This is a genomic window from Nocardioides humilatus (assembly GCF_008373755.1).
GTDB lineage: Bacteria > Actinomycetota > Actinomycetes > Propionibacteriales > Nocardioidaceae > Nocardioides > Nocardioides humilatus.
Window position 1 is genome coordinate 160,272 of sequence record NZ_VUJV01000007.1, and the last position, 24,418, is coordinate 184,689.

The 24,418-nt window shown below is 69.8% G+C and carries 26 protein-coding genes; 11 read left to right on the forward strand and 15 right to left on the reverse strand.

Annotated elements, in window-relative coordinates; genetic code table 11:
* Positions 1 to 21: 21 nt before the first annotated feature.
* The 7 genes from F0U44_RS19220 to F0U44_RS19250 all read right to left on the reverse strand — a co-directional run bounded on the left by F0U44_RS19220 (position 22) and on the right by F0U44_RS19250 (position 7,625).
* Positions 22 to 711 (reverse strand): hypothetical protein, encoded by a 690-nt coding sequence (locus F0U44_RS19220; RefSeq protein WP_149729984.1) that lies wholly within the window; start codon positions 709 to 711, stop codon positions 22 to 24.
* 51 nt (positions 712 to 762) lie between these two features.
* A complete protein-coding gene (locus tag F0U44_RS19225; protein WP_149729985.1) occupies positions 763 to 2,496 on the reverse strand; it encodes a DEAD/DEAH box helicase in 1,734 nt (577 codons plus the stop codon).
* Between the two features lie 219 nt (positions 2,497 to 2,715).
* On the reverse strand, positions 2,716 to 3,033 hold the full coding sequence (locus tag F0U44_RS19230; protein WP_149729986.1) for a hypothetical protein: 318 nt from the start codon (positions 3,031 to 3,033) through the stop codon (positions 2,716 to 2,718).
* A 69-nt stretch (positions 3,034 to 3,102) separates the two neighbouring features.
* Complete coding sequence (locus tag F0U44_RS19235) at positions 3,103 to 4,086, reverse strand: acyl-CoA dehydrogenase family protein (protein WP_149729987.1); 984 nt, start codon at positions 4,084 to 4,086, stop codon at positions 3,103 to 3,105.
* Position 4,087: 1 nt separating this feature from the next.
* A complete protein-coding gene (locus F0U44_RS19240) occupies positions 4,088 to 4,978 on the reverse strand; it encodes an acyl-CoA dehydrogenase family protein (protein WP_149729988.1) in 891 nt (296 codons plus the stop codon).
* A complete protein-coding gene (locus F0U44_RS19245; RefSeq protein WP_149729989.1) occupies positions 4,975 to 6,123 on the reverse strand; it encodes an acyl-CoA dehydrogenase family protein in 1,149 nt (382 codons plus the stop codon). The genes F0U44_RS19240 and F0U44_RS19245 overlap by 4 nt, the downstream gene beginning before the upstream one ends.
* On the reverse strand, positions 6,123 to 7,625 hold the full coding sequence (locus F0U44_RS19250; protein ID WP_149729990.1) for a FadD3 family acyl-CoA ligase: 1,503 nt from the start codon (positions 7,623 to 7,625) through the stop codon (positions 6,123 to 6,125). Before F0U44_RS19250 ends, F0U44_RS19245 begins: the two co-directional genes overlap by 1 nt.
* Positions 7,626 to 7,665: 40 nt before the next feature.
* Here F0U44_RS19250 and F0U44_RS19255 point away from each other — a divergent pair, with 40 nt between their 5' ends.
* The 6 genes from F0U44_RS19255 (at position 7,666) to F0U44_RS19280 (ending at position 12,214) form a co-directional block, all read left to right on the forward strand.
* A complete protein-coding gene (locus F0U44_RS19255) occupies positions 7,666 to 8,880 on the forward strand; it encodes an acyl-CoA dehydrogenase family protein (protein ID WP_149729991.1) in 1,215 nt (404 codons plus the stop codon).
* Positions 8,881 to 9,684, forward strand: a complete 804-nt coding sequence (locus F0U44_RS19260) for an SDR family oxidoreductase (RefSeq protein ID WP_149729992.1) — start codon at positions 8,881 to 8,883, stop codon at positions 9,682 to 9,684. It abuts the gene before it with no gap.
* A complete protein-coding gene (locus tag F0U44_RS19265; RefSeq protein WP_149729993.1) occupies positions 9,662 to 10,267 on the forward strand; it encodes a TetR/AcrR family transcriptional regulator in 606 nt (201 codons plus the stop codon). Before F0U44_RS19260 ends, F0U44_RS19265 begins: the two co-directional genes overlap by 23 nt.
* The gene (locus F0U44_RS19270) at positions 10,264 to 11,442 is read left to right on the forward strand and encodes an acetyl-CoA C-acetyltransferase (protein ID WP_149729994.1); all 1,179 of its coding nucleotides are present in this window, start codon (positions 10,264 to 10,266) and stop codon (positions 11,440 to 11,442) included. Before F0U44_RS19265 ends, F0U44_RS19270 begins: the two co-directional genes overlap by 4 nt.
* 29 nt (positions 11,443 to 11,471) lie before the next feature.
* Positions 11,472 to 11,912 (forward strand): hypothetical protein, encoded by a 441-nt coding sequence (locus F0U44_RS19275; protein WP_149729995.1) that lies wholly within the window; start codon positions 11,472 to 11,474, stop codon positions 11,910 to 11,912.
* A gap of 101 nt (positions 11,913 to 12,013) precedes the next feature.
* Entirely contained in the window at positions 12,014 to 12,214 is a 201-nt protein-coding gene (locus F0U44_RS19280) for a hypothetical protein (RefSeq protein WP_149729996.1), read from the forward strand.
* A gap of 9 nt (positions 12,215 to 12,223) precedes the next feature.
* Here the strand turns inward: F0U44_RS19280 and F0U44_RS19285 are convergent, their stop codons facing one another.
* A complete protein-coding gene (locus F0U44_RS19285; protein WP_149729997.1) occupies positions 12,224 to 12,928 on the reverse strand; it encodes a hypothetical protein in 705 nt (234 codons plus the stop codon).
* Positions 12,929 to 12,999: 71 nt separating this feature from the next.
* Here F0U44_RS19285 and F0U44_RS19290 point away from each other — a divergent pair, with 71 nt between their 5' ends.
* Positions 13,000 to 13,824: a hypothetical protein gene (locus F0U44_RS19290; protein ID WP_149729998.1), complete on the forward strand. Its 825-nt coding sequence runs from the start codon at positions 13,000 to 13,002 to the stop codon at positions 13,822 to 13,824.
* A gap of 4 nt (positions 13,825 to 13,828) precedes the next feature.
* On the opposite strand, the gene F0U44_RS19295 is transcribed toward F0U44_RS19290, so the two are convergent.
* Positions 13,829 to 14,185 carry a hypothetical protein gene (locus F0U44_RS19295; protein WP_149729999.1) on the reverse strand — a complete coding sequence of 119 codons (357 nt, stop codon included), beginning with the start codon at positions 14,183 to 14,185 and terminating at the stop codon, positions 13,829 to 13,831.
* A 65-nt stretch (positions 14,186 to 14,250) separates the two neighbouring features.
* Here F0U44_RS19295 and F0U44_RS19300 point away from each other — a divergent pair, with 65 nt between their 5' ends.
* Positions 14,251 to 15,237 carry a GNAT family N-acetyltransferase gene (locus tag F0U44_RS19300; RefSeq protein WP_188113567.1) on the forward strand — a complete coding sequence of 329 codons (987 nt, stop codon included), beginning with the start codon at positions 14,251 to 14,253 and terminating at the stop codon, positions 15,235 to 15,237.
* A 3-nt stretch (positions 15,238 to 15,240) separates the two neighbouring features.
* Here the strand turns inward: F0U44_RS19300 and F0U44_RS19305 are convergent, their stop codons facing one another.
* Genes F0U44_RS19305 through F0U44_RS19320 form a run of 4 tightly spaced genes read right to left on the reverse strand, consistent with a single transcriptional unit; the run spans position 15,241 to position 18,714 of the window.
* Positions 15,241 to 16,308: an NAD(P)H-dependent flavin oxidoreductase gene (locus F0U44_RS19305; RefSeq protein ID WP_149730001.1), complete on the reverse strand. Its 1,068-nt coding sequence runs from the start codon at positions 16,306 to 16,308 to the stop codon at positions 15,241 to 15,243.
* Positions 16,305 to 17,075 (reverse strand): CoA-transferase subunit beta, encoded by a 771-nt coding sequence (locus F0U44_RS19310; protein ID WP_149730002.1) that lies wholly within the window; start codon positions 17,073 to 17,075, stop codon positions 16,305 to 16,307. Before F0U44_RS19310 ends, F0U44_RS19305 begins: the two co-directional genes overlap by 4 nt.
* The gene (locus F0U44_RS19315) at positions 17,072 to 17,962 is read right to left on the reverse strand and encodes a CoA transferase subunit A (RefSeq protein WP_246160663.1); all 891 of its coding nucleotides are present in this window, start codon (positions 17,960 to 17,962) and stop codon (positions 17,072 to 17,074) included. The genes F0U44_RS19310 and F0U44_RS19315 overlap by 4 nt, the downstream gene beginning before the upstream one ends.
* On the reverse strand, positions 17,959 to 18,714 hold the full coding sequence (locus F0U44_RS19320) for an enoyl-CoA hydratase family protein (protein ID WP_149730003.1): 756 nt from the start codon (positions 18,712 to 18,714) through the stop codon (positions 17,959 to 17,961). Before F0U44_RS19320 ends, F0U44_RS19315 begins: the two co-directional genes overlap by 4 nt.
* Positions 18,715 to 18,755: 41 nt before the next feature.
* On the opposite strand from F0U44_RS19320, the gene F0U44_RS19325 reads away from it, so the two are divergent.
* Genes F0U44_RS19325 through F0U44_RS19335 form a run of 3 tightly spaced genes read left to right on the forward strand, consistent with a single transcriptional unit; the run spans position 18,756 to position 22,432 of the window.
* Positions 18,756 to 19,532 carry an SDR family oxidoreductase gene (locus tag F0U44_RS19325; RefSeq protein WP_149730004.1) on the forward strand — a complete coding sequence of 259 codons (777 nt, stop codon included), beginning with the start codon at positions 18,756 to 18,758 and terminating at the stop codon, positions 19,530 to 19,532.
* On the forward strand, positions 19,529 to 20,407 hold the full coding sequence (locus tag F0U44_RS19330; protein WP_149730005.1) for an SDR family oxidoreductase: 879 nt from the start codon (positions 19,529 to 19,531) through the stop codon (positions 20,405 to 20,407). Before F0U44_RS19325 ends, F0U44_RS19330 begins: the two co-directional genes overlap by 4 nt.
* A gap of 60 nt (positions 20,408 to 20,467) precedes the next feature.
* Entirely contained in the window at positions 20,468 to 22,432 is a 1,965-nt protein-coding gene (locus F0U44_RS19335) for a cutinase family protein (RefSeq protein WP_149730006.1), read from the forward strand.
* An 18-nt stretch (positions 22,433 to 22,450) separates the two neighbouring features.
* Here the strand turns inward: F0U44_RS19335 and F0U44_RS19340 are convergent, their stop codons facing one another.
* The gene (locus F0U44_RS19340) at positions 22,451 to 23,707 is read right to left on the reverse strand and encodes a DUF222 domain-containing protein (RefSeq protein ID WP_188113568.1); all 1,257 of its coding nucleotides are present in this window, start codon (positions 23,705 to 23,707) and stop codon (positions 22,451 to 22,453) included.
* Between the two features lie 96 nt (positions 23,708 to 23,803).
* Positions 23,804 to 24,361, reverse strand: a complete 558-nt coding sequence (locus F0U44_RS19345) for an NUDIX hydrolase (RefSeq protein ID WP_246160664.1) — start codon at positions 24,359 to 24,361, stop codon at positions 23,804 to 23,806.
* Positions 24,362 to 24,418: the final 57 nt, after the last annotated feature.

The window sequence follows — 24,418 nt, forward strand, 5'->3', positions numbered from 1 at the left end:
AAATCGCGGGACGAAAATCGACTAGTTCGTCGAGATGTAGCACTTCAGGCTGTCGAACCCTGCGCGCAGATGGGCCGGCACCGGCACATCGACCGATCGACCTGCGGGCACCTTCACCAAGCTGCCGACCGGGGTCACGCTCTGCGCCTGCTGCGAGTGACCGGGCGCCGGCCGGTTCCAGGCGATGCCGACGAGCCGTACGGCGTAGTCGTGCGCGCCGGGGTTCTTCACGCGAACGGTGGCCGCCTGGCTCGGGTAGGGCACGCTCCGCCCTGAGGAGCTGAGGTAGTCGATCGTGGGATAGACCGTGCCTGCATCGGGGAAAGAATCGACCGACTCGACGGTGACGTCGACGTCCTCGACGCGATCTGCGCCGGCGCCCTCGAACCTCAGGATGTCGAACACCTCGTAGTCCGCCGGCGCGACCACCAGTCCACTGTCGCTGCCGTAGACCGTGCTCACCTCGACGCGCGGGAGAGGGCGGCCGCTGCTGTCGAGCGCGACGAACGAAAGGGTGGGTACGGCGGCCTCGTCGGACGAGTTGGTGATCGTCAGGGTCTGGTCGATCGTTCCGGTCCCACCGACGGCCACGTAGTCGAAGGCGAGGTCGGTGTCCTCGCTCGCCTGCTCGCCAGGCTTTTGAAGATCAAGGCCCGCGCATCCCGACGTGAGAAGGAGGAGGGCGGCGAAGACGGTCCAGGACATGCGCACGCGAGGAGGGTAAGGGACCCGCGCCCGATCACATCGCAGGGACGCGGGCGGTCAGGCGCTGTCGTCAGTCAGGGTCGTGGACGGCAACCAGTCGGCCCCGAGGAGCTGGGCGACGTCGGTGAGGCCGGTCGTATCGCTTCCCACCGTGTCGGAGGCAGCAGCGATCCGCTCCACCATGACCTTGCCGACCTGCTCCTCGACGGTGCCCTCGGCGTAGGCGATGTGCCACGGCGAGACCTGGTGGTCGCGGTGGGTGCGACCGGTGACCTGCCGTGCGGCGATGCCCGAGAAGCGGGCCTGGTGGAAGACGCCGACCCGCGGCTCGGTGCTCGCCTGGAGCCCGTCGGCGAGCGTCTCGCCGGCGTGCAGGCTGATCGACGCGACCGTCGTGAAGACGCAGACCTTCGCCTGCCCGGTCTGGAACCGGAGCCGCTCGGCCTCGGGGTCGAACCGGTCGCGTCCGTAGATCGTGGCGACCTCGATGCCGGAGTCGCGCAGCCGGTCGACGATCGGATCGGCGGCGGTCGCGACGAACTCGACCGAGCACGCGACCTGCCGCTCCGCATCGACCTGTTGGGCGATCCAGGCGACCGTGGAGTCGACCCGGATCAGCCCGGCCTTCTGCCGGAAGCGCAGCAGCGCTGCTCGACCCTTCGCGACGTTGCGGCCGCGTCGGGCGATGTCCATCTCACGACAGAACTCGCCCCACTCGGCCTCGTAGGCGGTCCGCTCCGCCGGGGTGAGCGCCACCGGCATGCCGGAGATCGGCACCGGTCCCCACGGCGCGGCGCGGTGCAGCATCGCTGGGGGCCGCTCGTCCTCGAGCCAGCCGCGCACCAGCTTGAGATCAGCGGCGCGGCGCGCGGCGTCGGTGGTCCACGTCGCGCCGTAGCGGCCCTGCTCGACCCCGACGCCGTGCCGCTCGAGCGCGGCGGCGAACGCGGCGCCGGGTTGGGTCGCTGAGGTCCACTCCTTCATCGGCTCCCCGAGCACCTGTGCATAGGCCGGAGCGAGGTAGGGCAGCTCCAGAGGCGTGTGCCCGGGCGTCGCGGTCGTTGCGATGACGAACGGCGCCTTGTCGTGCGGCTTCCCGTGGCCCGAGATCCGCGCCCACAGCTTCCACCGCTTCGTCGTCGTACGTCGCAGAGCGTGGGCCTCGTCGGCGATGATCACGTCCCACGGGTGATCCTTGGCCTTGTCCAGCCGGTCCCAGGTGATCACCACCCACTCGAGGCCGCCGTCGCCCAGGGCCGTGATCGTGCGACACCAGTGGCCGATCGTGATCGCAGCGGGACGATCGGCCACGACGAGCACCCGACTGGCGTCGCGGAGGGAGCCGACCGCCGTCGCTCCGAGGACCGCGGAGATCGTCTTGCCCACGCCAGGCTCGTCAGCCAGCAGGAACTGTCGTCCGCCCGCCGCGGCGCGCTCCGCGATCGCGTCGGCTGCCTCGAACTGGATCCGTCGCGGCTCGAGGTCGCCGGACGGCTCCGGGCTCGGCGTCGGTGCGCCAGGGTTGAGGTTGTTCTCGATGAACCGACCCAGCGTGTGCGGGCCCGGGGCGTAGGGCCGGAGGTGCTCGGGCAGGTTGCGCCCGACGTACAGGTGGGTCTTGACGGCCGGGTGCCAGGTGGCGCCGTCGACCTGCATCCCGTAGGGCACGTCGAGCACCCAGATCCGCTCGCCCGGACCGGCGACCGGCAGGGGCCGCGGCGACTGTCGCGCGCCGCTCCGTCGTGGCGCGGTGCTGCGTCGACGAGCGCCGGATCGTCGAGAACTGGCCACTCCCGGACGCTATCGGGGTTGCCTCCACGAACAGGGTCGGCTCGCCCCGGCTCCTTCGAAATGAGTACGCCCCGGCGGACAACCGTGCCGGTGGGACGGCCTGTTTCAAGGAAGGCTCCGACCTCCCGCGCGGTTACCGGTGGGATCCGGCGGGGAACCACCGGTTGCGTTGACGCTCGATCAGATTTGGCCGCTGTCCTCAGCGGCAGGGCAAGTTCCTCAGCCCCGGACGTCGCGTCGCTCTTGGAGACGTGCGCGGGCCTCAGACAGGTAGGTCAGACACGGGGCGTCAGCATCGGGGTGCTGGGACGTGAGGTGAAAGATCCATCGATCCATCGCGGCCATGTAGCCGTTGTCCTCTCCCGACCGGCGTGTGCTCCAGGCGCGGGTGCCGGTCCCGGGCCGCGCGACCTCACAGTGCGTGCACGAAATCTTGTAGACATAGGAGTCGTCGGAGCCCACGTCGATGCGGACGACGGCCAGTGCTCCTGCCTCGACGCCGGCCTTCCTCTGTCGGGCGGAACGGCTGGCGGGCACAGCGACCTCGTTTCGTGCTGGGGATGACTGTCCCAGCCTAGACACCACTGAGGGTGCGCAGCGCTTCGCTCAGAGCTCGACGAGCGCCCGCTGCTGGTGGGGGGCACCGAACAGCACGCCGAGCGCATGGGCACGCTTGAAGACCAGGTGGGCGTCGTGCTCCCAGGTGATCGCGATGCCGCCGTGCAGCTGGATGCACTCACCGGCCAGGTGGGCGGCGGACTCGAGGGAGTACGACGCGGCGGTGCGGGTGAGCTCCTCGGCGTCGTCGGCGCCGGTGGCGAGCGCGTAGGCGGCGGCCCAGGAGGCCGAACGGCTGATCTCCACGCGGGCGAGCATGTCGGCCATCCGGTGCTTGAGCGCCTGGAACGAACCGATCGCGCGGCCGAACTGGACGCGCTCCTTGCTGTAGTCGACGGTCATCTGCAGGGCGCGGTCGCACAGGCCGACGGCGAGGACCGCGGCTGAGGCGGCGCCGACGAGCTCAGCCCGGGCCCGGGCGGCGACGCCGTCGCCGATGACGACAACGGTGGCAGCAGAGCGGTCGAGCGACCCGAGACGGATCGTCTGGTCCATCGACTCCGACCAGGTCGCGGAGGCGCCCGTGAGCTCGACGAGGTCGTCCCCAACGATGGCCAGCACGATCGTGGCGTGGTCGGCGTCGAGCACCGGGCCGTCACCGAGGGCGATCGTGGCGATCTCGCCGGCGGCGATGCGGGGGAGCAGGCGGGACTTCGCGTCCTCAGTGCCACCGGCCAGCAGCGCCTCGGCGGCGATCACCGACGCGAGCAGGGGAGCCGGGGCGAGCGAGCGGCCCAGCTCTTCGAGCACGACCGCCGTCTCGAAGAAGGTGGCGCCGAAGCCGTCGTACTCCTCAGGGATGGCGAGGGCGGCGACGCCGACCTGCTCGCACAGCGTCGACCACAGCGCGGCGTCGTAGCCGGTGTCGGACTCGACGGCCGCGCGTACGGAGGCGGAGTCGGCCTGCTTCGTCAGCACCGCCCGGACCGTGGTGGCGAGCTCGGTCTGCTCCTCGCTCAGCGCGAAGTCCACGTCACGCCTCCACGAGCGAGTCGAGGATGCGCGCCCGGTGGAAGGCGGGCGTGCCCCAAGCGGTGACCAGAGCGCGGATCTTGTTGATCCAGATGCTGAGGTCGAACTCCTGGGTGTAGCCGATCGCCCCGTGGACCTGGAGGCCGGTGCGGGAGGCGAGGTAGGCGGCGTCGCCGCACATCACCTTGGCCGCCGACACGGCGCGCGGGGTCGGGTCGAGCGCCGCGCCGTAGACGAGCGGGCGGGCGAAGTCGAGCGCGATGCGTACGTCGGCCAGCTGGTGCTTGATCGCCTGGTAGCTGCCGATCTCCCGGCCGAACTGGCGGCGCTGCTTCACGTAGGTCACCGAGTCGGCCAGGACGCGCTCGCCCGCTCCCAGCAGCTGCGCAGCAGTCGCGAGGACGGCGAGATCGAAGGCGGCGTCCTCGGGAGCGGTGCCGCCGGCCTCGACATCGAACAGGTGGCGGGCGAGGTCGACCGAGCCGTGCTTCTCGCCCACGGTGGCCTCGGTGAGCCCGTCGGGGCCGGCGAGGTAGACGGTGTCGGCGACGTCGGCGTCGAGGGCGCGCGGCGCGTGCGGAGGTACGGCGACCGTGGCGATGCCCTCCACCTCGACCCCGAGCGCGGTCGGGAGGTAGGCGGCGGCCTCGACCCAAGGGCCGGGGACGGCGTGGCGACCGAGCGCCTCGAAGGCGAGGCAGACCTCGACCGGAGTGGCCTCGGTGGCGAGCATGGTCAGGCCCTGCTCGGCGAGGCGCTCCCATAGCTTGAGTCCGGGGGCGTGGTCGCCCTCGGCCCAGGCGCGGGCGACCAGAGCCGTGTCGGCCGAGGAGAGCAGGCTGTCGAGCGAGTCGGCGAAGGCGCGCTGCTCGTCGGTGAGCTCGAAGTTCATCGCTGGGCTCCCTTGGGCTCGCGGGGCAGGCCGAGGATGCGCTCGGCGATGATGTTGCGCTGGATCTCGTTGGTGCCGGCGTAGATCGGGCCCGAGAGCGCGAACGTGTAGCCGTCGAGCCAGCGTGACTCGAGCTCGGCGTCGGGGCCGAGCAGGTCGAGCGCGGTCTCGTGGAGCGCGATGTCGAGCTCGCTCCACCACACCTTGTTGACCGAGCCGGCGGCCCCCATCTCGCCGCCCTCGGCGAGGCGGGAGACGGTGCCCCAGGTGTAGACCCGATAGGCCTCGGCCTTCAGCCAGGCGTCGACGACGCGGTCGCCCACGCGGGCGTCGGGGCGCTCGCGATAGAGGTCGACGAGGCGGTCAGCAGCCGCGCAGAAGCGGCCGGGGGAGCGCAGGGAGAGCCCGCGCTCGTTGCCCGCCGTACTCATGGCCACGCGCCAGCCGTCGCCCGGCGCGCCCAGCACGTCGGAGTCGGGGACGAAGACGTCGTCGTAGAAGACCTCGGCGAAACCGGCTTCGCCGTCGAGCTGCGCGATCGGCCGGACCGTGATGCCCTCCGCGTCCATCGGGAACAGGAAGTAGGTCAGCCCGGCGTGCTTCTGGGCGCTGGGGTCGCTCCGGAAGAGCCCGAAGCCCCAGTGGGCATAGGAAGCGCGCGAGCACCAGATCTTCTGGCCGTTGAGCACCCAGCCACCACGCTCGTCGTCACGACGGGCGGTCGACTTGAGCGAGGCGAGGTCGGACCCGGCCTCGGGCTCGGACCAGCATTGGGCCCAGACCTTCTCGCCGGACGCCATGGTCGGCAAGAAGCGGTCCTGCTGCTCCTTGGTGCCGTGGTCGAAGATGATCGGCGCGAGCAGGAAGATGCCGTTCTGAGAGACGCGGCCAGGGGCGCCGGCGCGGTAGTACTCCTCCTCGAAGATCACCCACTCGATGAGCGACGCCTCGCGGCCGTGATAGTCCTTCGGCCATGACACGACCGACCAACGGTCGGCGGTGAGCTTGGCCTCCCACTCCTGGTGGAGCCGCCAGCCCTCCGCGGTGTCCATCGAGGGGAGCGGCTCGCTCGGCACGTTGGCGGCCAGCCAGGCGCGGGCCTCGGCCTGGAAGGCGAGCTCGCTCTCGGTCAGTTGCAGATCCACTAGTTCCTCAACTCATTCTTCAGGACCTTGCCGGACAGGTTGCGGGGGAGCACGTCGACGTGCTCGACGAGGCGGGGCACCTTGAAGTTGGCCAGCCGCTCCTTGGCGAACGCGATGACGTCCGCCTCGGCGGCAGAGCCGACGACGTAGGCCTTGCCGATCTCGCCCATCCGCTCGTCGGGAACGCCGACGACGGCCACGTCGTTGACGCCGTCCATCCGCATGAGCGCCTGCTCGACCTCGGCGGGATAGACGTTGAAACCGCCGGAGATGTACATGTCCTTGAGCCGGTCGGTGATCCGGAGGTTGCCCCGCTCGTCCATGACCCCGACGTCGCCGGTGTGCAGCCAGCCGTCCGCGTCGATCGCCTCGGCGGTCGCCGCCGGGTCGTCGAGGTAGCCGAGCATCACGTAGTCGCCCTTGACCAGCAGTTCGCCCGCCTCGCCGGCCGGGCCGTCGATGCGGATCTCCATGCCGGGGACGGCACGGCCGCAGGTGGTGGCGACGATCTCGGCGGAGTCGTCCTCGCGGCACATCGTCACGACGACTGCCTCGGTCATGCCGAAGGCGGTGACGACGTGGTCGATGGCCAGCTCGTCACGCATCCGCTCGATGAGCACGACAGGTACGACGGCCGCGCCCGTCACCGCGAGCCGCAGCGACGAGAGATCGCGCTCCTCGCGGCCCGGCGCGGACAGCAGCGACTGGTAGATCGTGGGGGCACCGGGCAGCAGGGTGATCCGCTCGGTCTCGATGATCCGCATCGTCTCGTCGAGGTCGAAGGTCGCGAGCGGGTAGAGCGTCGCGCCCGTCAGCAGGCCGACGATGATGCCGATCTTGTAGCCGAAGGAGTGGAAGAACGGGTTGATCACGAGGTAGCGGTCATCAGGCGTGACGCCGCCCAACTCGGCCCAGGCGCGAGCGACCCCGATGCTCTGGCGGTGGGCGCTCATCGCGCCCTTCGGACGACCGGTCGTGCCGGAGGTGAAGAGGATGTCGGCGACGTCGTCGGGGGTGACCGCGTCGGCACGGGCCTCGGTCTCCTCCACGGTCGCCTCGCGGACGTGGCGCTCCTCGCCGCGGTGGTCGAGTGACAGGGTGGCCAGGTTGCCGAGCACGCGCACGGAGGCGATCTCGCTCGCCGCGCGCAGCTCCTCGAACTGCTTCCGGCCGAGGAACCCGTCGGCGACCATGACGGTCGTCGCACCGGTGCGGTCGATCAGCTCGGCGACCTCGTGCCCGGTGTAGCGGGAGTTGGCGGGGATCAGGGTCGCGCCTGCGTAGGTCGTCGCCAGCGCGGCGATGACCCACTCGATGCTGTTGGGACCCCACACGACCACCCGCTCGCCGGCGGCGAGGCCGTGGCCGATGTAGCGCCGGGCCAGCTCGCGGACCTCCCCGAGCAGCTGGGCATAGGTGACGGTGCGGTTGCCCTCGACGAAGGCAGGCTGGTCGCCGTACCTCTCCGCGGCAGCGCGCAGGATCGCCGGAATCGTGTCCACGACAACACCCTACCAAGCATTTGCTTGGTATGGTGACGACATGGACCTGACCGAGAGCGCCGAGGACCGCGCCTTCCGCGACGAGGTGCGCACCTGGCTGGGCGACCACCTGGTCGGCGAGTGGCGCGAGCTGAGCGGCCTGGGCGGTCCCGGGCGCGACCACGAGGCGTTCGAGGAGCGGCTGGCCTGGAACCAGCTGCTCGCCGAGCACCGCTGGACCTGCGTCGGCTGGCCGGAGGAGTACGGCGGCCGCGGCCTGTCGCTGTGGCAGCAGGTGATCTTCCACGAGGAATATGCCCGCGCCGACGCTCCCCACGACGTCAACCACCTCGGCGAGACGCTGCTCGGTCCGACGCTCATCGCCTTCGGCTCCGACGAGCAGAAGCGGCGCTTCCTCCCGCCGATCCGCGAGGTCACCGAGCTGTGGGCGCAGGGCTACTCCGAGCCCAACGCCGGCTCCGACCTGGCCAACGTGCAGACGAAGGCGCGCCTCGACGGCGACCAGTGGGTCATCGACGGCCAGAAGGTATGGACCTCCAACGCCCACGTCTCCGACTGGTGCTTCGTCATCGCGCGCACCGAGCCGGGATCAAGCCGTCACCACGGTCTCTCCTTCCTCCTCGTCCCGCTCGAGCAGGAGGGCGTGGAGATCCGGCCCATCGAGCAGCTCACGAGCGGCTCGGAGTTCAACGAGGTCTTCTTCACCGGCGCCCGCACGGCCGCCGACCTCGTCGTCGGCGAGCCCGGCAAGGGCTGGGGCGTCGCGATGGGCCTGCTCGGCTTCGAGCGCGGTGTGTCGACGCTGGGCCAGACCGTCGGCTTCGCCCGCGAGCTGGAGACGGTCATCGCCCGCGCCAAGACCAACGGCAGCATCGACGACCCGGTCGTCCGCGACCGGCTCGCGCAGCTCAAGGTCGAGCTGAGCGCGATCCGCAGCTTCGCGCTGCGCGCGCTCGCCCTGGTCGAGGGCGGTCAGGACTCCGCCGCCGGCGGGGGAGCGGGCTCGATCTTCAAGCTGGCGTGGGCCAACTGGCACCGCAAGCTGGGCGAGGTCGCGATGGACGTCGCAGGCCCGGCCGGCCTGCTGACCCGCGGCACCCGTTCCGATTCAGGGGGCGCGTACGAGCTCGACGAGCACCAGCGGCTCTTCCTCTTCTCCCGCTCCGACACGATCTACGGCGGCAGCGACGAGGTCCAGAAGAACATCCTCGCCGAGCGTGTGCTCGGCCTTCCGCGTGAACCCAAGGGAGCCTGAATGACCACGACGCGCGCTGAGCAGCCGACCCCCGACTACGTGCCGGGCCACGGCCTGCTCAAGGACAAGGTGGTCGTCGTGACCGCTGCCGCGGGAGCCGGCATCGGTGCCTCCGTGGTGAAGCGGGTGCTGGAGGAGGGCGCCAAGGCGGTCGTCTTCAGCGACACCCACGAGCGTCGCCTGAAGGAAGCCGAGGAGGCGCTCGGTGCCGAGTTCGGAGCCGACCGGGTCCGCCAGCTGGTCTGCGATGTCACCGACGAGGCGCAGGTCGGGGCTCTGCTCGACGCGGCCGAGGAGTTCGGCGGCGTCGACATCATGATCAACAACGCCGGCCTCGGCGGCACCGCGAGCGTGCTCGACATGACCGACGACGAGTGGTCGAGGGTCCTCGACATCACGCTGACCGGCACGTTCCGCTGCGTCCGTGCCGCGGGCAACCGGATGGTCGCTGCGGGCAAGAAGGGCGTCATCATCAACAACGCCTCGGTCATCGGTTGGCGGGCGCAGGAGGGCCAGGCCCACTACGCCGCAGCCAAGGCCGGGGTGATGGCGCTGACCCGCTGCTCCGCCATCGACCTCGCGCCGCACGGCATCCGCGTCAACGCGGTCTCGCCGAGCCTCGCAATGCACCCGTTCCTGGAGAAGGTGACCTCGCCCGAGCTGCTCGAGGAGCTCAAGCAGCGGGAGGCCTTCGGGCGCGCCGCCGCTCCGTGGGAGGTTGCCAACGTGATGGTCTTCTTGGCGAGCGGCTACTCGTCGTACCTGACCGGTGAGGTGATCAGTGTCAGCAGTCAGCACGCCTGAGGCCAAGAACGAGCCGAGCCGTCGCGAGCAGCTGCTCACGATCGCCGCGCAGCTCTTCGCCGAGAAGGGCTTCCGCAACACGACGGTGCGCGACATCGCCGACGCCGCGGGCATCCTGTCCGGCAGCCTCTACCACCACTTCGACTCCAAGGAGTCGATGGTCGACGAGATCTTGTCGACCTTCCAGGAGGCGCTGTTCGCGCAATACGACGACATCCTCGCGAGCGACGACAACGCGCGCTCCAAGCTCGAGCGCGCCGTCCGGGTGTCGTTCGAGGCCATCGAGGAGCACGGGCCCGAGGTGGCGATCTACCAGAACGACGCCGACTATCTCGTGACCTTCGAGCGGTTCGGCTACCTCGCCGACCGCAACACCCAGTCCCGGCAGGTCTGGCTCACGCTGCTGGAGGAAGGCGTGCGCACCGGCGCGCTCCGCCCCGACCTCGACGTGACCCTCACCTACCGCTTCATCCGCGACACCGTGTGGGTCGCCGTGCGTTGGTACCGCCCCGGCGGTCAGCACGACCACACCGAGGTCGCCGACCAGTACGTCCGCATTCTCCTCGATGGGATCTCCTCATGAGCCAGCAGAACAACCAGGCATTCATCGTCGACGCCGTCCGCACGCCCGTCGGCAAGCGCCGCGGCTCGCTCGCGAGCATGCACTCCGCCGACCTCGGCGCCCACGTCTTGTCGGCCCTGATGGACCGCACGGGCGTCGACCCGGGTGCCGTCGACGACGTGATCATGGGGTGCTGCGACACGATCGGCTCGCAGGCCGGCGACGTCGCCCGTACGGCGTGGCTGGTCGCCGGTCTTCCCGACCACGTGCCCGGCGTGACCATCGACCGCCAGTGCGGGTCGTCGCAGCAGGCCGTGCACTTCGCCGCGCAGGGCGTCATGTCCGGCACCCAGGACCTGGTGGTCGCCGGCGGCCTGCAGAACATGTCGGCCATCCCGATCTCGGCCGCCATGCTGGTGGCCGACCAGTACGGCTTCACGACGCCCTTCGCCGAGTCGCCCGGTTGGGTGAAGCGCTACGGCGACGTCGAGGTGTCGCAGTTCAACTCCGCCGAGATGATCGCCGAGAAGTGGAACATCAGCCGGGAGCGGATGGAGGAGTTCGCGCTCGCCTCGCACACCCGCGCCAAGACCGCGATCGCCGAAGGCCGCTTCGACAACGAGATCGCCCCGGTGACCCTCGCCGACGGCACCGTCTTCACCACCGACGAGTGCCCTCGGGAGACGTCGCTGGAGAAGATGGCCGAGCTGCAGACCCTCGCGCCCGGAGGCCGGATCACCGCCGGTGTCGCCTCGCAGATCTGCGACGGTTCCTCGGCCATGCTGATCGCCTCCGAGGCAGCCGTGAAGACCCACGGCCTCACCCCGCGTGCCCGCATCCACCACCTCTCCGTCCGCGGCGACGACCCGATCTGGATGCTCACCGGCCCGATCCGGGCGACCCGGCACGCGCTGGAGAAGACCGGCATGTCCGTCGACGACATCGACCTCTTCGAGTGCAACGAGGCCTTCGCCTCCGTCGTCCTCGCCTGGTCCGACGAGCTCGGAATCCCGCTCGACAAGGTCAACGTCAACGGCGGCGGCATTGCGCTGGGCCACCCGATCGGTGCCACCGGCACCCGCATCATGTCCACGATGCTCAACGAGCTCGAGCGCACCGGCGGCCGCTACGCCTTGCAGACCATGTGCGAGGGCGGTGGCCAGGCCAACGTGACGATCATCGAGCGGTTGGGCTGAGGGCCCGGCGTTTGCCGGAGGATGTCCCCATGAAGCCCCCGAGGACGAACGGCGCCATGCTCCTGGCGCTCGTGGCGGTTCTCTCGTTGGCCGGATGCGCTCATGAGAACGACGAGCGTGACGAGCAGCGCGAGACCGAACGCGGGACCAGCCTGACGATCACGACACGGCAGACCATCGGCGACGTCATGTACATCGAGGGCGCCGTGCCGGACATCGTCGTGGAGTCGGCCGATGGGACGACCGTGCGGCCGACCCGCCAGCGCCGTGACATGTGGATCTGGGACGGCCTGACGCCCGGCACCTACACGCTTCGCGCCGGACTTCGCCCTTGTGGTGGCAACTGCGGATCCCTCGACCGCGTGACCGACAAGTGCAGGGGCGACTACGAGGTGGAGGGAGAGGTTCGGCTCCACGTGCATCTTGAGGCCGGACGTCCGTGCGAGATCGAAGAGGCGGCGGATCGCTAGATCGCCCATTCCTACGGGCGTCTGCTCATCCTGCGTGGGGTTCTGCCGATGGAGAAGTGCACAGCCATCGTCGGATTCCGACGAGAAGGAAGGGGGCAGCCATGAGCCACCACGTCCACAAAGACCTGCCGGTCATCCTCATCGGCAGCTTCGCTTTCGGATACGTCGCGGGCCGGTCGTTCGCCGTCGCATACCTGGCGGGGGAGGCCGCGAGGAAGCGCGTCGAACAGGCCGCAGACAGCGCTGCTGACCTGGTGGCCCGCCGGATCAACTGGAGCGAACCGGTCAAGCACGCGGCCTGAGTCCAGGCGTCAGCTGACGTACTCGGCGACCACCCGGACGTGCGAGGTCTTCATCAGGTCCTCGCCCACCGGGACCGACCGCTCGCGAAGCCTCGTCGTGAAGTTGAGGCTGACGGAGTACTGGACGCCTCTGCGCAGCCGGAACGTGACGTCACCGTGCCGGGCGTCGGGGCGGACCCGTTCGTAGACGCGATCACCGTTGCTCGCGACCCGGAGCCACTCGAGCGTTCCTCCTGCCGATCGGTCCCACTCGAGGTGCACCCGCCCGCCGCGGTCGGACACGAAGTTGACGCTGGCGAGAGACACCGAGAACATCCGCATCCCGCAGTCGGACCGCTTGTCGTTGGCCAGCCGGACGAAGTGCTCCGCGTTGTAGGCCAGGCGCTCGAAGCTCTCCCCGTCGAACGCAGCAATGCCCGAGGCCGTGGACTCGTAGCGTCCGTGCGCGCTGATCTCGCCGCTGCCGTCGGTCGCGTTGAACCTGGCCTCGCCACGGGCCGTACGTCGGCCGCTCGTCGACGTCAGGGTCTTCGACTCACCATCGTTGTGCGGGTTCTGGGCGAAGCCGCACGTGGCACTCGGTCCACCGTAGGCATAGCCCCCGATGGAGACCTCCCCGTCGATGACGGGCTCGGCTGCGGCCGGGGAGGCCGGCACCACCAGTGCGCAGGCGGCGGCAATGGCGATCGCGACCGCAGTCTGTCCTCGGAGCATCTCTTTACCTTTCGGTCGCAGATCCGGATCGTACGTCCGCGCTGGCGTTCGTGGGCTGAGATGATCAAGTCGTGCCCTGGTCGACGACGTCCGACATCGCCGAGTTCGTCGCCGCGGCCAGCGACTTCCTCTCGACCCGGCCCGTCGAGCACACGCCTCTGCTGACCGAGGCGGACTACCTGTCCCGCCGGCCCCAGCCGGAGGCCGACCAGTCCTACGGCTGGTGGACCGACGGCAGCGGTGCCGTCGATGGAGCCTTCCTGCGCGCCCCACGCCACCCACCGATCCTGACGCCGATGCCGGCTGCAGCGGCGGCGGGACTGGTCGACGTACTCGATGCCCGGCAGGGCGTCGGCTGCGACGTCACCAGCGTTGATGACGTCCTGGAGGCGTGGGAGCGCCAGGGCATCCACCTCGCGCCCCGGCACCGCCTGGTCATCCATCGCCTCGACGCGCTGCGCCCGCAGCCGTTGCCGCCGGGGGAGCCACGCACCGCACAGCCGAGCGACAAGGCACTGCTCGACGGATGGTTCGACGACCTGATGGCCGCCAGCCCCGGTGACACGAGCGACCGCGAGTACGTCGTCGACGACCCGCTCGCCGACGGTCGCATCGTGCTGTGGGAGGTCGACGGCGAGCCTCGAGCGATGGCGGGTTGGACCCGGGTGCTGCACGGGATGACGAGGGTGAGCGCGGTCTACGCGCCGAGTGGTGATCCCCGGATCGAGACCGCCGTCCTGGCGGCCGCGAGCGAGCAGGCCGCAAGCACCGCGACCGACGTACTGGTCCTCGCCGGCCTGGCCGACCGTGACGGGATCGCGCGGCTGGCGGCTCTCGGCTACCGAGCCGTCCGCGAGCGCGTCGTGCTCGCGCCGGACCCTGACGTGTCGAGCTAGGGCTTCAGCGCAGGACGACCCACCACACGCCGAGGGCGGTGGGGATCAGGGCGGTGAGGATCCACCAGGTGGCGAGCGGCTTCTTGTTGATCGCGCGCACCGACGCGATGCCCATCACGAAGAACAGGGCGCCGAGGATGATCAGGCCGAGCTGCGCGTCGAGCCGGTCGTCGTCGACGAGGTCGGCGGCGAGGATGAGTCCGACGGTCAGGTGGATGAGCGTCGTCATGATCAGCACGGAGATGACCCGCCGCTGCACGCGGTGCAGGCGCTCGAGGTCTTGCGGGTCGGCGACCTTGCGCGGCGCGTTGGGGTCCATCAGGTGCCGGCGACGGGGCGCGGACGACGACTGCTGGCTCACTGCTCCAGGGTAGGGCGGCAGTAATCCAGTGGCGCATTCGGCGCTGCCGGGATTCCATGATCGTCATGCAGATCACACGATTCGGTCCCGACGACGTGGCCGAGCTCAAGGAGTGGCGCGAGCTGACCAACGCGGTCCAGCGCGAGGACTCACCGTGGGAGCCCGACGTCAGCCTGCTCAGGGTCGAGGCACGCTTCCGCGTCGGCTGGGACGGCGAGCCCTCGGTGCCGTTCCTCGCGACGGTCGACGGTGAGACGGTCGGCGGCGGTGCGCTCGCGATCAGCGAGCTCGACAACCTCCACCTCGCCTGGCTCGGCGTGATCGTGCATCCCGACCACCGTCGCCGTGGCTACGGCACGCAGATCCTGACTCACCTCGAGGAGGAGGCGCGCAAGGCCGGCCGCACCAGTGTCGGCGCCGGGGGCTGGGAGTCCGACGCCGTGCGTGCGTTCGCGGCCCAGCACGGCTTCGAGGAGAAGAGCCGCGCGATCAACCGCCGGCAGTACCTCGCCGACGTCGACCGCACCGAGCTCCAGAAGCAGTACGACGAAGCGCTCGCCGCTGCTCCCGACTACGTCCTCGAGCGCCGGCCCCTGCCCACGCCTGACAACGAGCTCGCCGAGTTCGCTGAGATGGCCTCGGCCATCAACGACGCTCCTCACGACGACCTCGACATCGAGGACGAGGTGTTCAGTGCTGAGCGGATGAAGGCCTACGAGGACGCGTGCGCCTTCCGCAAGGAGCGGGCCTATCGCGTCGTCGCACGGCACCTGCCGTCGGGACAGCTCGCCGGGCAGACGGTCGTCGTCGTCGACTCGGAACGCCCGGAGGTCGGCGACCAGCACGACACCTCAGTGGTGTCGTCGCACCGCGGTCACCGGCTCGGCCTGCTGCTGAAGGCTGAGATGGTCCGGTGGATCGACGAGGTCGAGCCGCAGGTCGAGACCATCGACACCTTCAACGCCGAGTCCAACGACCACATGATCGGCGTCAACGAGCTGCTCGGCTATCGCATCATGGGCCGGGAGCTCGCCTACCAGAAGTCGCTGTAGCGATCAGACGAGGTAGGTCGCGGTCCGCTTGAGCTCGGCCGCGGCCTGCGTGACCACCCGGTCGATGAGCTCCTCGCAGGTGGGCAGGTCGTCGATGACGCCGACGACCTGTCCCGAGGCGAGTACGCCAGCAGTCGGATCGCCCTCGACCAGGCCCGCCTTGAGCATCATCGGGGTGTTGGCCGCGAGGACGAGCTGGGTCCAGGTGCGGTCCTGGCCGTGCTTCATGGCCTGGCCGTCCTTGATCAGCTCACGCCACGACATCCCGCTCATCTTCTTGAAGGCGAGGGTGCGTCGGGTGGTGGGCCCCAGTCGCCGTACGAGGCTCGACTCCTCGACGGAGTCGACCAGGTCGGTCTTGAGCATCCGATGCGGCATGCCGTCGACCTTGGCGGTGACGACGGTGCCGTTGAGGTCGGCGTCGAGGTAGCGCTGCTTGACGGCGTCGGGGACGCGGCTGTCCTGCGTGAGCAGGAAGCGGGTGCCCATGCCGACCCCGGCGGCGCCGTACGAGAGCGCAGCGGCGAGACCGCGGCCGTCGAAGAAGCCGCCGGCGGCGATCACCGGGATGTCGACGGCGTCGAGCACCGTCGGGAGCAGCAGCGTGGTCGGCACGTTGCCGGTGTGGCCGCCGCCCTCGCCGCCCTGGATCATCACCGCGTCGGCGCCCCAGGAGGCGACCTTCTTGGCGTGCTTGGGGGCGCCGATGCTCGGGATCACGACGATGTCGTGCTCCTTGAGCTTGGCGATCAGCTCCGGCTTCGGCGCGAGCGCGAAGGACGCGACCTTCACGCCGTGGTCGATGAGCAGCTGGCAACGGTCGCCCGCATCGCCGGCGTCGGCCCGCAGGTTGACGCCGAACGGCTTGTCGGTGCGGCCCTTGACCTCGACGATCGCCTTCTCGAGCTCCGCGAGGGTCATCGTCGCGGAGGCGAGGATGCCGAGGCCGCCTGCGTTGGCGGTGCCGGAGACCAGGCGCGGGCCGGCGACCCAGCCCATGCCGGTCTGGACGACGGGGTGCTGGATCCCGGCGAGCTCGGTCAGCGGGGTTGTGAGCAGCTGCTCGATCACTTGGAAACCTCCACCGGCGGAACCTCGCGGTCGCGCAGGTTCTTCGGGTCGAGCACGTTGCGGATGATCATCAGCTCCGACTCGGTGGGCTCGCGGGTGACCGGGACGTCGGCCGGGATGTCCAGCGCGAAGCCGGTGGCTGCGACGACCTCGTCGACCGACACCCCGGGGTGGAGCGACAGGAGCCGCACGGTGTCGCCGTCGCCCAAGACGTCGAAGACGCCGAGGTTGGAGACGATCCGGTGGATGTCGTTGTACTTCGACGCACCCGGTCCGGCCGCCTTGGCGCGCGCCGGTCCGACGCCGGAGACGATGTCGACCTGCTCGACGAAGACCTTCGTGGAGTGGCGCGGCACCCAGTAGGAGGTCCGGTTGTTGACCGTGTTGCCCGGCGCTCCGCGCGAGCCGAGGAGCTGACGCGTGGGCTGGGCGAAGTCGCCGATCGCGGAGATGTTCTGGTTGCCGTGCTTGTCCACCTGGGTCGCGCCCATCATCACGTGGCGCTTGCCGTAGGCGACCACGTCGAAGACGCGGCGGAACGGGATCCAGCCCTCGACCACGTCGGCCTTCGCGAAGAGCGGCGGCACTCCTCCGAGGAAGAGCGACTCGCCGTCGGAGATGACCAGGTCGGGGTTCGATGTCAGCTTCGCGAGCCGGACACCCAGCATGGGGAGCATCCCCATCGGGCTCGCGAAGATCTCGCCGTCGTCCTTGAACGCGTCGGCGATGGCGGCGGCGCAGACCTCTGCGCGGGAGAACTCACTCATGCCTGCTCCTCCTGGAACGCAGCGACGGCGGCTTGGTAGGCGGCTTCGTCGCCGCTGAGGAAGCGCTCCTCGAACGCGGCCCAATCCTCGTCGGACCCACCAGCCGCGGTGGCGTAGGCCTTCTGGAACTTCTCGTCGCGCTCGTAGTCGGGCGTGCACGTCGTGAAGTGCGCGCCGTTGGGCGTCTCGACGACGCCCGTCACGCTCATCCGGCTGATGAGGAGCCGCTGGACAGCGGTGTCGACGGTCAGGCCCGCGGTGTCGACGATCTGCTCGCAGGTCACGAACGCCTTGTCCGCCGCCTGCACGAAGAGGTCGTCGAAATAGGGGTCCGGACCGAGATAGGTGGCGTTGCCGTGCGCGTCGGCGCGGTTCATGTGCACCAGGGCGACGTCGAGCTTGAGCGCAGGTACGGCGGTCAGCTCCTCGTAGTCACCGTTCTCATCGGTGTACGGCGAGGTGACGGTCTTGATGCCGGGGTTGTTGACGAGTACGTCGGACCCGAGGCCTGCGCGCATCGGCAGGAAGGGGAGTCGCTGCGCCGCGGCGTACAGGCCGGTCTGGAACATGCCCTCGTCGAGCTCGACGACCTCGGGGATCGACTTCTCCTGGCGAGCCTTCTGGAAGTTCGGCTCGAGCGGGATGGAGTCGAGTGACACGAAGGCGTAGACGAGCTTCTTGACCTTGCCTGCGCGGGCGAGCAGGCCGACGTCGGCGCCGCCCCAGCTCACGATGGTCAGGTCCTGGAGGTCCGAGCGCAGGATCGCGCGGACCAACGCCATCGGCTTGCGCCGTGGACCCCAGCCGCCGATGCCGATGGTCATGCCGTCGGAGAGCTGGGCGACGACCTCGTCGATCGTCATGATCTTGGTGCGGGGCTTGCTCACTTCTTGCTCTTCTCCGTTCCCGCGAAGTCATCGCGGAGCTCGTCGGACACGCCCATGAGGTTGAGCTCGAAGGTGAATCCCTGCTCGAACCGATAGCTCTTGTTGACGTCCACGGGCTCGATCCCGTTGAGCGCCTCCTTGGCCGCGCGGATCACCCGGGTGTCCTTGTCGGCGATGTTGGCTGCGACCTCGAGGGCGACGTCGAGCAGCTGCTCGCGCGGGGCGAGTCGGTAGACCGAGCCGAAGCGGTGCAGCTCGGTCGCCGGGATGGTTGCGGCGGTGAAGTAGAGCGCGCGCATCATCTGCTGGGGGACCAGCCGGGCCATGTGGGTGGCGGCACCGAGCGCGCCCTGCTTGACCTCGGGCACACCGAAGTAGGCGTCGTCGCTGGCGACCACGATGTCGGCGTTGCCGACCAGGCCGACGCCGCCGCCGACGCAGAAGCCGTTGACCGCGGCGATCACGGGGACCGCGCACTCGTAGACGGCCTTGAAGGCGGCGTAGCAGCCCTTGTTGGCACCGATGAGCGCGTCGAACCCGGTGGTGTGCTGCATCTCCTTGATGTCGACGCCGGCGTTGTAGCCCTTGCCCTCCGCCCGAAGGATCACGACCTTCGTGTCGAGGTCGGCGCTCGCCTCGTCGAGGGCGGCGGCCACGTCGAACCAGCCCTGGACCGTGAGCGCGTTGACCGGGGGAGCGTTCATGGTGATGACGCGGATCCCGTCATCGCGCAGCTCACTGGTGACTGTCATGGAATGCACCCTACCAAGCATTTGCTTGGTAGGGTGACGGCATGGCGTTGAACATCGACCTGACCGGCCGGGTCGCCCTCGTGACCGGCGGGGCGCGGGGCATCGGGCGCGGCATCTCCGAGGTGCTCCTCGAAGCGGGCGCGACGGTGGTCACGTGCGGGCGATCGGAGGCCGAGCCGCCGGCGGGTGCGACCCACCTGCTCTGCGACGTGCGGGACGCCGACTCGGTCGACGCTCTGGTCGCTGCGATCGTCGCCGACCACGGCCGCCTCGACCTGGTCGTCAACAACGCCGGGGGAGCGCCGTACGCCCTGGCAGCCGATGCCTCCCCGCGCTTCCACGACAAGATCATCGGCCTCAACCTGACCTCGAGCCTGCTCGTGAGCCAGGCGGCCAACCGCGTCATGCAGACCCAGGAGAGCGGCGGCTCGATCGTCAACATCTCCTCGGTGTCGGCCAACCGGCCCTCGCCCGGCACAGCGGCGTACGGCGCCGCGAAGGCCGGTCTCGATGCGCTGACCACGTCGCTGGCCCAGGAGTGGGGTCCGCGAGTGCGCGTCAACGCGATCGACGTGGGGCTGGTGCGCACGCCCGACTCCGCCGACCACTACGGCGGCGACGCCACGGTGGCCGAGATCGAGCGCACGATCCCGCTCGGCCGGATGGCTGACACGCGGGAGATCGGCGGCGTCGCCGCATTCCTGGCGAGCGACCTCGCCTCCTATGTCTCCGGTGCGACCGTCGCCTGCCACGGCGGCGGCGAGCAGCCGGTGTTCCTCTACGTTTCGCAGAACCACCTCAAGGGAGAGACCAAGTGAGCAAGCTGTTGGAGGGTCGCGTCGCGATCGTGACCGGTGCCGGACGTGGGATCGGACGCGCGCACGCGCTGGAGCTCGCCCGCCATGGCGCCAAGGTCGTCGTCAACGATTTCGGCGTCTCCAACAACGGCGAGAAGACCGACTCGCCGGCCCACGAGGTCGTCGCCGAGATCGAGGCGATGGGCGGCGAGGCCGTCGTCAACGGCGCCGACGTCGCCGACTTCGAGCAGGCTGCCGCGATGGTGCAGCAGGCGATCGACACCTTCGGCGGCCTCGACATCCTCGTCAACAACGCCGGCTTCGTGCGGGATCGGATGCTCGTCAACGCCACCGAGGACGAGTGGGACGCCGTCATCCGGGTGCACCTCAAGGGCCACTTCGCGCCGCTGCGCCACGCCGCGGCCTACTGGCGCGCGGAGTCCAAGGAGGGCCGGCAGCGGGTCGCACGGGTCATCAACACGACCTCCGGCGCCGGCCTGCAGGGCTCGATCGGCCAGGTCGCCTACTCCGCCGCCAAGGGCGGGATCGCGACCATGACCCTCGTCGCTGCGGCCGAGCTCGGCCGGGTCGGCGTGACCGTCAACGCGATCGCTCCCGTCGCCAAGACCAGGATGACCGAGGGCGCCTTCGACACCTCCGAGATGGCGCTGCCGGAGGACAACTCGCCGATCGTCGCGTGGCTGGCCTCCGAGGAAGCCGGCGACGTCACCGGTCGGGTCATCGAGATCGACGGCTCGCAGCTGACGCTCGAGACCGGCTGGGCCCACGGCCACGCCGCGACCGCCGAGGGTCGTTGGGCCGCCACCGAGGTCGGCAGCGCCCTTCGCAAGCTCATCGACGAGGCGCCGACGCCGGACCCGGTCTACGGCGCCTGAGCGCTTAGGCGTCTAAGCAAAACGGCTCAGGAGGGCGGCGCCTGCGCCGATGAGGCCCCTGTGGCCCTTCGTTCGTTTGCGTGCGCGGTCGTCGCCGCGCTCGTCGTGGGCTTCTCGCCCGGTCCCGCCAGCAGCGCGGAGCCGGTCGGCGACCCCTCGTTGGTGACGACTCCGTCCGCTGCGATCGCGGGCGAGTCGCTGACCCTGTCCGGGCTGATCACGCCGGGCGTGCAACGCCGCGTGCTGCTCCAGCGCTGGGCCGGCACGTCCTGGACGCAGGAGGCATCGACGCTCACCGACCTGGAGGGCGGCTTCAGCATCGTCTCGAAGCTCCGCGCCACCACGACCTACCGGGCGGTTGCTCCTCGGACCGTGGTGGCAGGAACGACGTACTCCATGGCGGTCAGCCCGACTGCCGAGGTCCTCGCGCTGCCCCAGTCCGGCACGCTGGACCTGCCGACCATGTCGGGCGGCGGGGAGGTCGTCACCGCGACGGCACGCTTCAGTCCGAGCCGCGCCGGCCGGGCCGTCACGCTCCAGGTCTATGCCGGAGCCCTCGGTTGGCAACCGATCGCGACCGGCGTCGAGTCCGCGGACGGTGAGGCATCGTTCCCGATCGCGACTGCAGAGCCTGGCACCGTCACCTACCGGGCTCTCGCCGCGGCGGCCGGTGGAGCGAAGGCCGTGATGACCGCCAGCGCCAGGCTGAAGATCGCGGAACCGCTGAGCCCAGCGGGGGAGTCTCCCGCGGTGGTCGGCCATTGCGGCTCGATCAAGGTCGACACGACCTGGTTGTCCTCGTCCGTGCACCGGCTGACCTGCAACGTGACGGTCCTGCCCGACGCGACCTTGACCATCGAGCCCGGCGCGGTCGTCAAGGCACCGACGAGCTCATGGCTCGCCGTTGGCGGCACGTTGCAGGTCGACGGCACCGAAGCCTCGCCCGTGCAGCTCACCTCGTTGAAGGACGACGCGATCGGCGGCGACACCAACGGCGACGCCGACGCCACCGCACCGGCAGCGCGGGACTGGTACGGCATCAAGGTCCAGGCCGGCGGTCGCGCCCGGCTCGCGGGGACCACGCTCCGCTACGCGACGGTCGCCCTCGACGTCGCGGACGGATCAGCCGCCGAGATCCGCGGCGCCATCCTCGACTCGGCCACGGGGATCCTCGGTAGAGCGACGTACGTCGACGCGACCGGGGTCGACTGGACCGGCACCGCTACCCCGCTCAACGGGACCTGGATCGACGCCACGCCCGCCGGAGGTTGGGCGGTGCCGGAGGTTCCTGAGCGCTCGGCCCCGACCTCGACCGCCGCTCCTGCCGAGTGCAAGGACGTGCTCTTCATCGGTGTGCGCGGGTCAGGCCAGCTGCCCCAGCCCGGGTTGGACGACAGTGAGTACCCGACCCCGGACATCGGATTCGCCAGCATGTGGCTGGTCGAGCAGGGCTTCGAGGACAACTACGCCGGCGAGGTCACCCCGTGGGCGCTTCGCTACCGGGCCGGCGGAGGTACGCCGAGCATCGCGACCCTGCTGTCGGACGACTACACCAGCAGCTTCTGGGGCGGCGTCGATGCGCTGACGCAGTTCATCGAGGCGGAGCGGGTTCGGTGTGCTGAGGATCCGCAGCAGATCGTGCTCGCCGGTTACTCCCAAGGCGCCCAGGTCATCCACCGCTACCTGTCCCTGCAGGGTGTCGACGACATCGCGGCCGCCGTGCTGGTCTCGGACCCGGAGCGCAACGCTGCTGACGGCGCATTGCATGCGGGCGGCGCGGATCCCGCGAATCCGGGCATCTATACGAAGCTCCTTGCTGGGAGCGACCTGCCCGAGGGTGCCGAGGACCGGATCATCTCGGTCTGCCACGACGGCGACGTCGTGTGCGGGGCTACGCCGGGTGCGGTCTTCGCCGCGCACCTGGGCTACTACGCGGTGGAGCTCCGCTGTGTCGGTCGCTGGGCAGCCGCGATCGTCGACGCCGGGGGAGCGCAACCGATGCCCAGTTGCGGCATCCCCAACTGATGATGCTTGCTCGCCGGTCTATCTGCGGCGGGTGAAGCGGACGTCGCCGTTGGGGAGGAGTTCGGCGGTGTAGGTGGGGTTGTGGGCGAGGTGGTGGTGCCAGGGGCAGTAGAGCCGGCCGTCGTCGAGGTTCGTGGATCCGCCGGTGCCCCAGGGGTGGTCGTGGTGGGCCTCGCACCAGCGGGCGGGAATGGTGCAGCCCTCGGCGCGGCAGCCTCGGTCGCGTAGTCGCATGGCTTTGCGCATCGCGGGGCTGTGGAGGCGTTTGGCGCGGCCGACGTCGAGGATCTCGCCGGCGCCTCCGAGGACGACGGGGATGATCTTGGCGGTGCAGGCCATTCGGCGGATCGCGGTGGCCGACAGCTCGCCGCTACCGGCGTGGCCGTCCAGCAGGGTGCCGGTGCCGAGCTCGGCTTGCAGCGATTCCAGACTGATGGTGACCAAGACCGTGGTTGCATCCCCGCCGTGCTCGGGCAGCTTGCTCGGGTCGAGGTGCTCCAGGAGCGCGTCGAAGGCCTGCCCCATCCGCTGGGGGTAGGGGATGCGGTCTTCCTCCCCGACCAGGGTGTCGGGGTCCTTGCGCGGCGAGGCGAACGACTCCACATAGGTCAACAGTCGGTCCTGGGAGGCGTCGGGGTGGGTGATCGTGGTCCGGGACATGCCGTCCCCGAGGCGTTTGGTGCGCAGCGCGGTCTTGATCCGGGCCTGCTGCTCCTCCCGCTCCAGCCGTCGGGCGGCTTCGGCTTCGGCGATCTCTGGGGCGACGTGGTCGAGGATGTGCAGGGCCGCGCGGCGGAGCTGGTGGGGGGTGAGCTCCTTGGCGAACCCGACCAACATCTCCTCAGCGGACGCGACGATGTCGGCGCCGACCCGGTCGGGCAGCGCCTCCAGGCCGTGCACGATCACCCGGGCCTGCTCGACTGAAACGTCACCGGCAACCATACCTTCTGCGACTTTGCGCCACTTACCGTCCACAGCCACAGCGAGCTTCTGATCCGCCCGCATGGGCCCGGACTCGGCCTGGGTGCGGAACGCCAACCACGCCGCGATGTCACGAGCACCGTCCCGCGCAGCAAGGTCACCCGCAGCAGCCATCACCCGAAGCTCCGCCTCGTTCAGCCGGCGCTTGGCCTCCTCGAGCTTCAACAACGCGGCAGCCTGGTCGTCAGGGCTCATGTAGAGCGGCTGCACCTCGCGAACCTCATCGAGCAGGTCGCAGATCGTCTCCGCGCACGCCACCAACGGGTGCGACGGCGACAACGATGCTGCAACCACGACCAGCCCCCCGAGATCCTGCCCTACCTGATGTTCCAACGACATCAGATGGCACCGACACAACCCCCTGGCGAATCCGACTTGTCCACAGACCCGTCAGAGAATCGGTGCGACGCGACGTAACAGCTGGTCGACCATGCGCGCGGTCGCTCCCCAGATCAGGTGACCGTCGACCTGGAAGGTGATGGTCGGGACCGGCAAGCCCTTGCCAAGGAGGGGCCGCAGGCGTCGGCCTCGGCGCAGGTCCTTCAGGGACAGCTCGATCACGTTCGCGACCTCGGTCCGCTGCGGCCGCCAGTCGAATCCGGCGTTGATCACAGCGACGAAGGGATAGACGCGGTATCCGGTCACGAAGGTCCCGACCGGGGCCAGGGCGCCGACGATCTCGACCTCCATGCGGGGCAGGCCGACCTCTTCCTCCGCCTCGCGGAGCGCAGTGTCGAGGAGTGTCTCGCCCGGATCGCGTCGCCCGCCAGGGAAGGAGATCTCGCCGGCGTGCTTCCTCAGGTCGCGGTTCCGCTCGGTGAACGCGACGTTCCAGTCGCCCGCGGCGTCCGTGAAGAGCGGTACCAACACTGCCGCGTCGGTATGGCCGAGCGCCTTCATCGCGCTGGCCTCGACCGGGTCCACGAGCAGTTCGGCGATCGACGTCACCCGCTCAGTGTCACCCACAGGGGGTGCCGCATGACAAAGGGGTTAGCGGCCAGAATG

What these genes read in the sequence shown, in the direction of transcription:
- F0U44_RS19240 (WP_149729988.1), bottom strand. Translation starts at nt 4,978, where the DNA reads ATGAACTTCGAGCTCACCGACGAGCAGCGCGCCTTCGCCGACTCGCTC.
- F0U44_RS19255 (WP_149729991.1), top strand. Translation starts at nt 7,666, where the DNA reads ATGGACCTGACCGAGAGCGCCGAGGACCGCGCCTTCCGCGACGAGGTG.
- F0U44_RS19260 (WP_149729992.1), top strand. Translation starts at nt 8,881, where the DNA reads ATGACCACGACGCGCGCTGAGCAGCCGACCCCCGACTACGTGCCGGGC.
- F0U44_RS19270 (WP_149729994.1), top strand. Translation starts at nt 10,264, where the DNA reads ATGAGCCAGCAGAACAACCAGGCATTCATCGTCGACGCCGTCCGCACG.
- F0U44_RS19275 (WP_149729995.1), top strand. Translation starts at nt 11,472, where the DNA reads ATGAAGCCCCCGAGGACGAACGGCGCCATGCTCCTGGCGCTCGTGGCG.
- F0U44_RS19280 (WP_149729996.1), top strand. Translation starts at nt 12,014, where the DNA reads ATGAGCCACCACGTCCACAAAGACCTGCCGGTCATCCTCATCGGCAGC.
- F0U44_RS19285 (WP_149729997.1), bottom strand. Translation starts at nt 12,928, where the DNA reads ATGCTCCGAGGACAGACTGCGGTCGCGATCGCCATTGCCGCCGCCTGC.
- F0U44_RS19300 (WP_188113567.1), top strand. Translation starts at nt 14,251, where the DNA reads ATGCAGATCACACGATTCGGTCCCGACGACGTGGCCGAGCTCAAGGAG.
- F0U44_RS19310 (WP_149730002.1), bottom strand. Translation starts at nt 17,075, where the DNA reads ATGAGTGAGTTCTCCCGCGCAGAGGTCTGCGCCGCCGCCATCGCCGAC.
- F0U44_RS19320 (WP_149730003.1), bottom strand. Translation starts at nt 18,714, where the DNA reads ATGACAGTCACCAGTGAGCTGCGCGATGACGGGATCCGCGTCATCACC.
- F0U44_RS19325 (WP_149730004.1), top strand. Translation starts at nt 18,756, where the DNA reads ATGGCGTTGAACATCGACCTGACCGGCCGGGTCGCCCTCGTGACCGGC.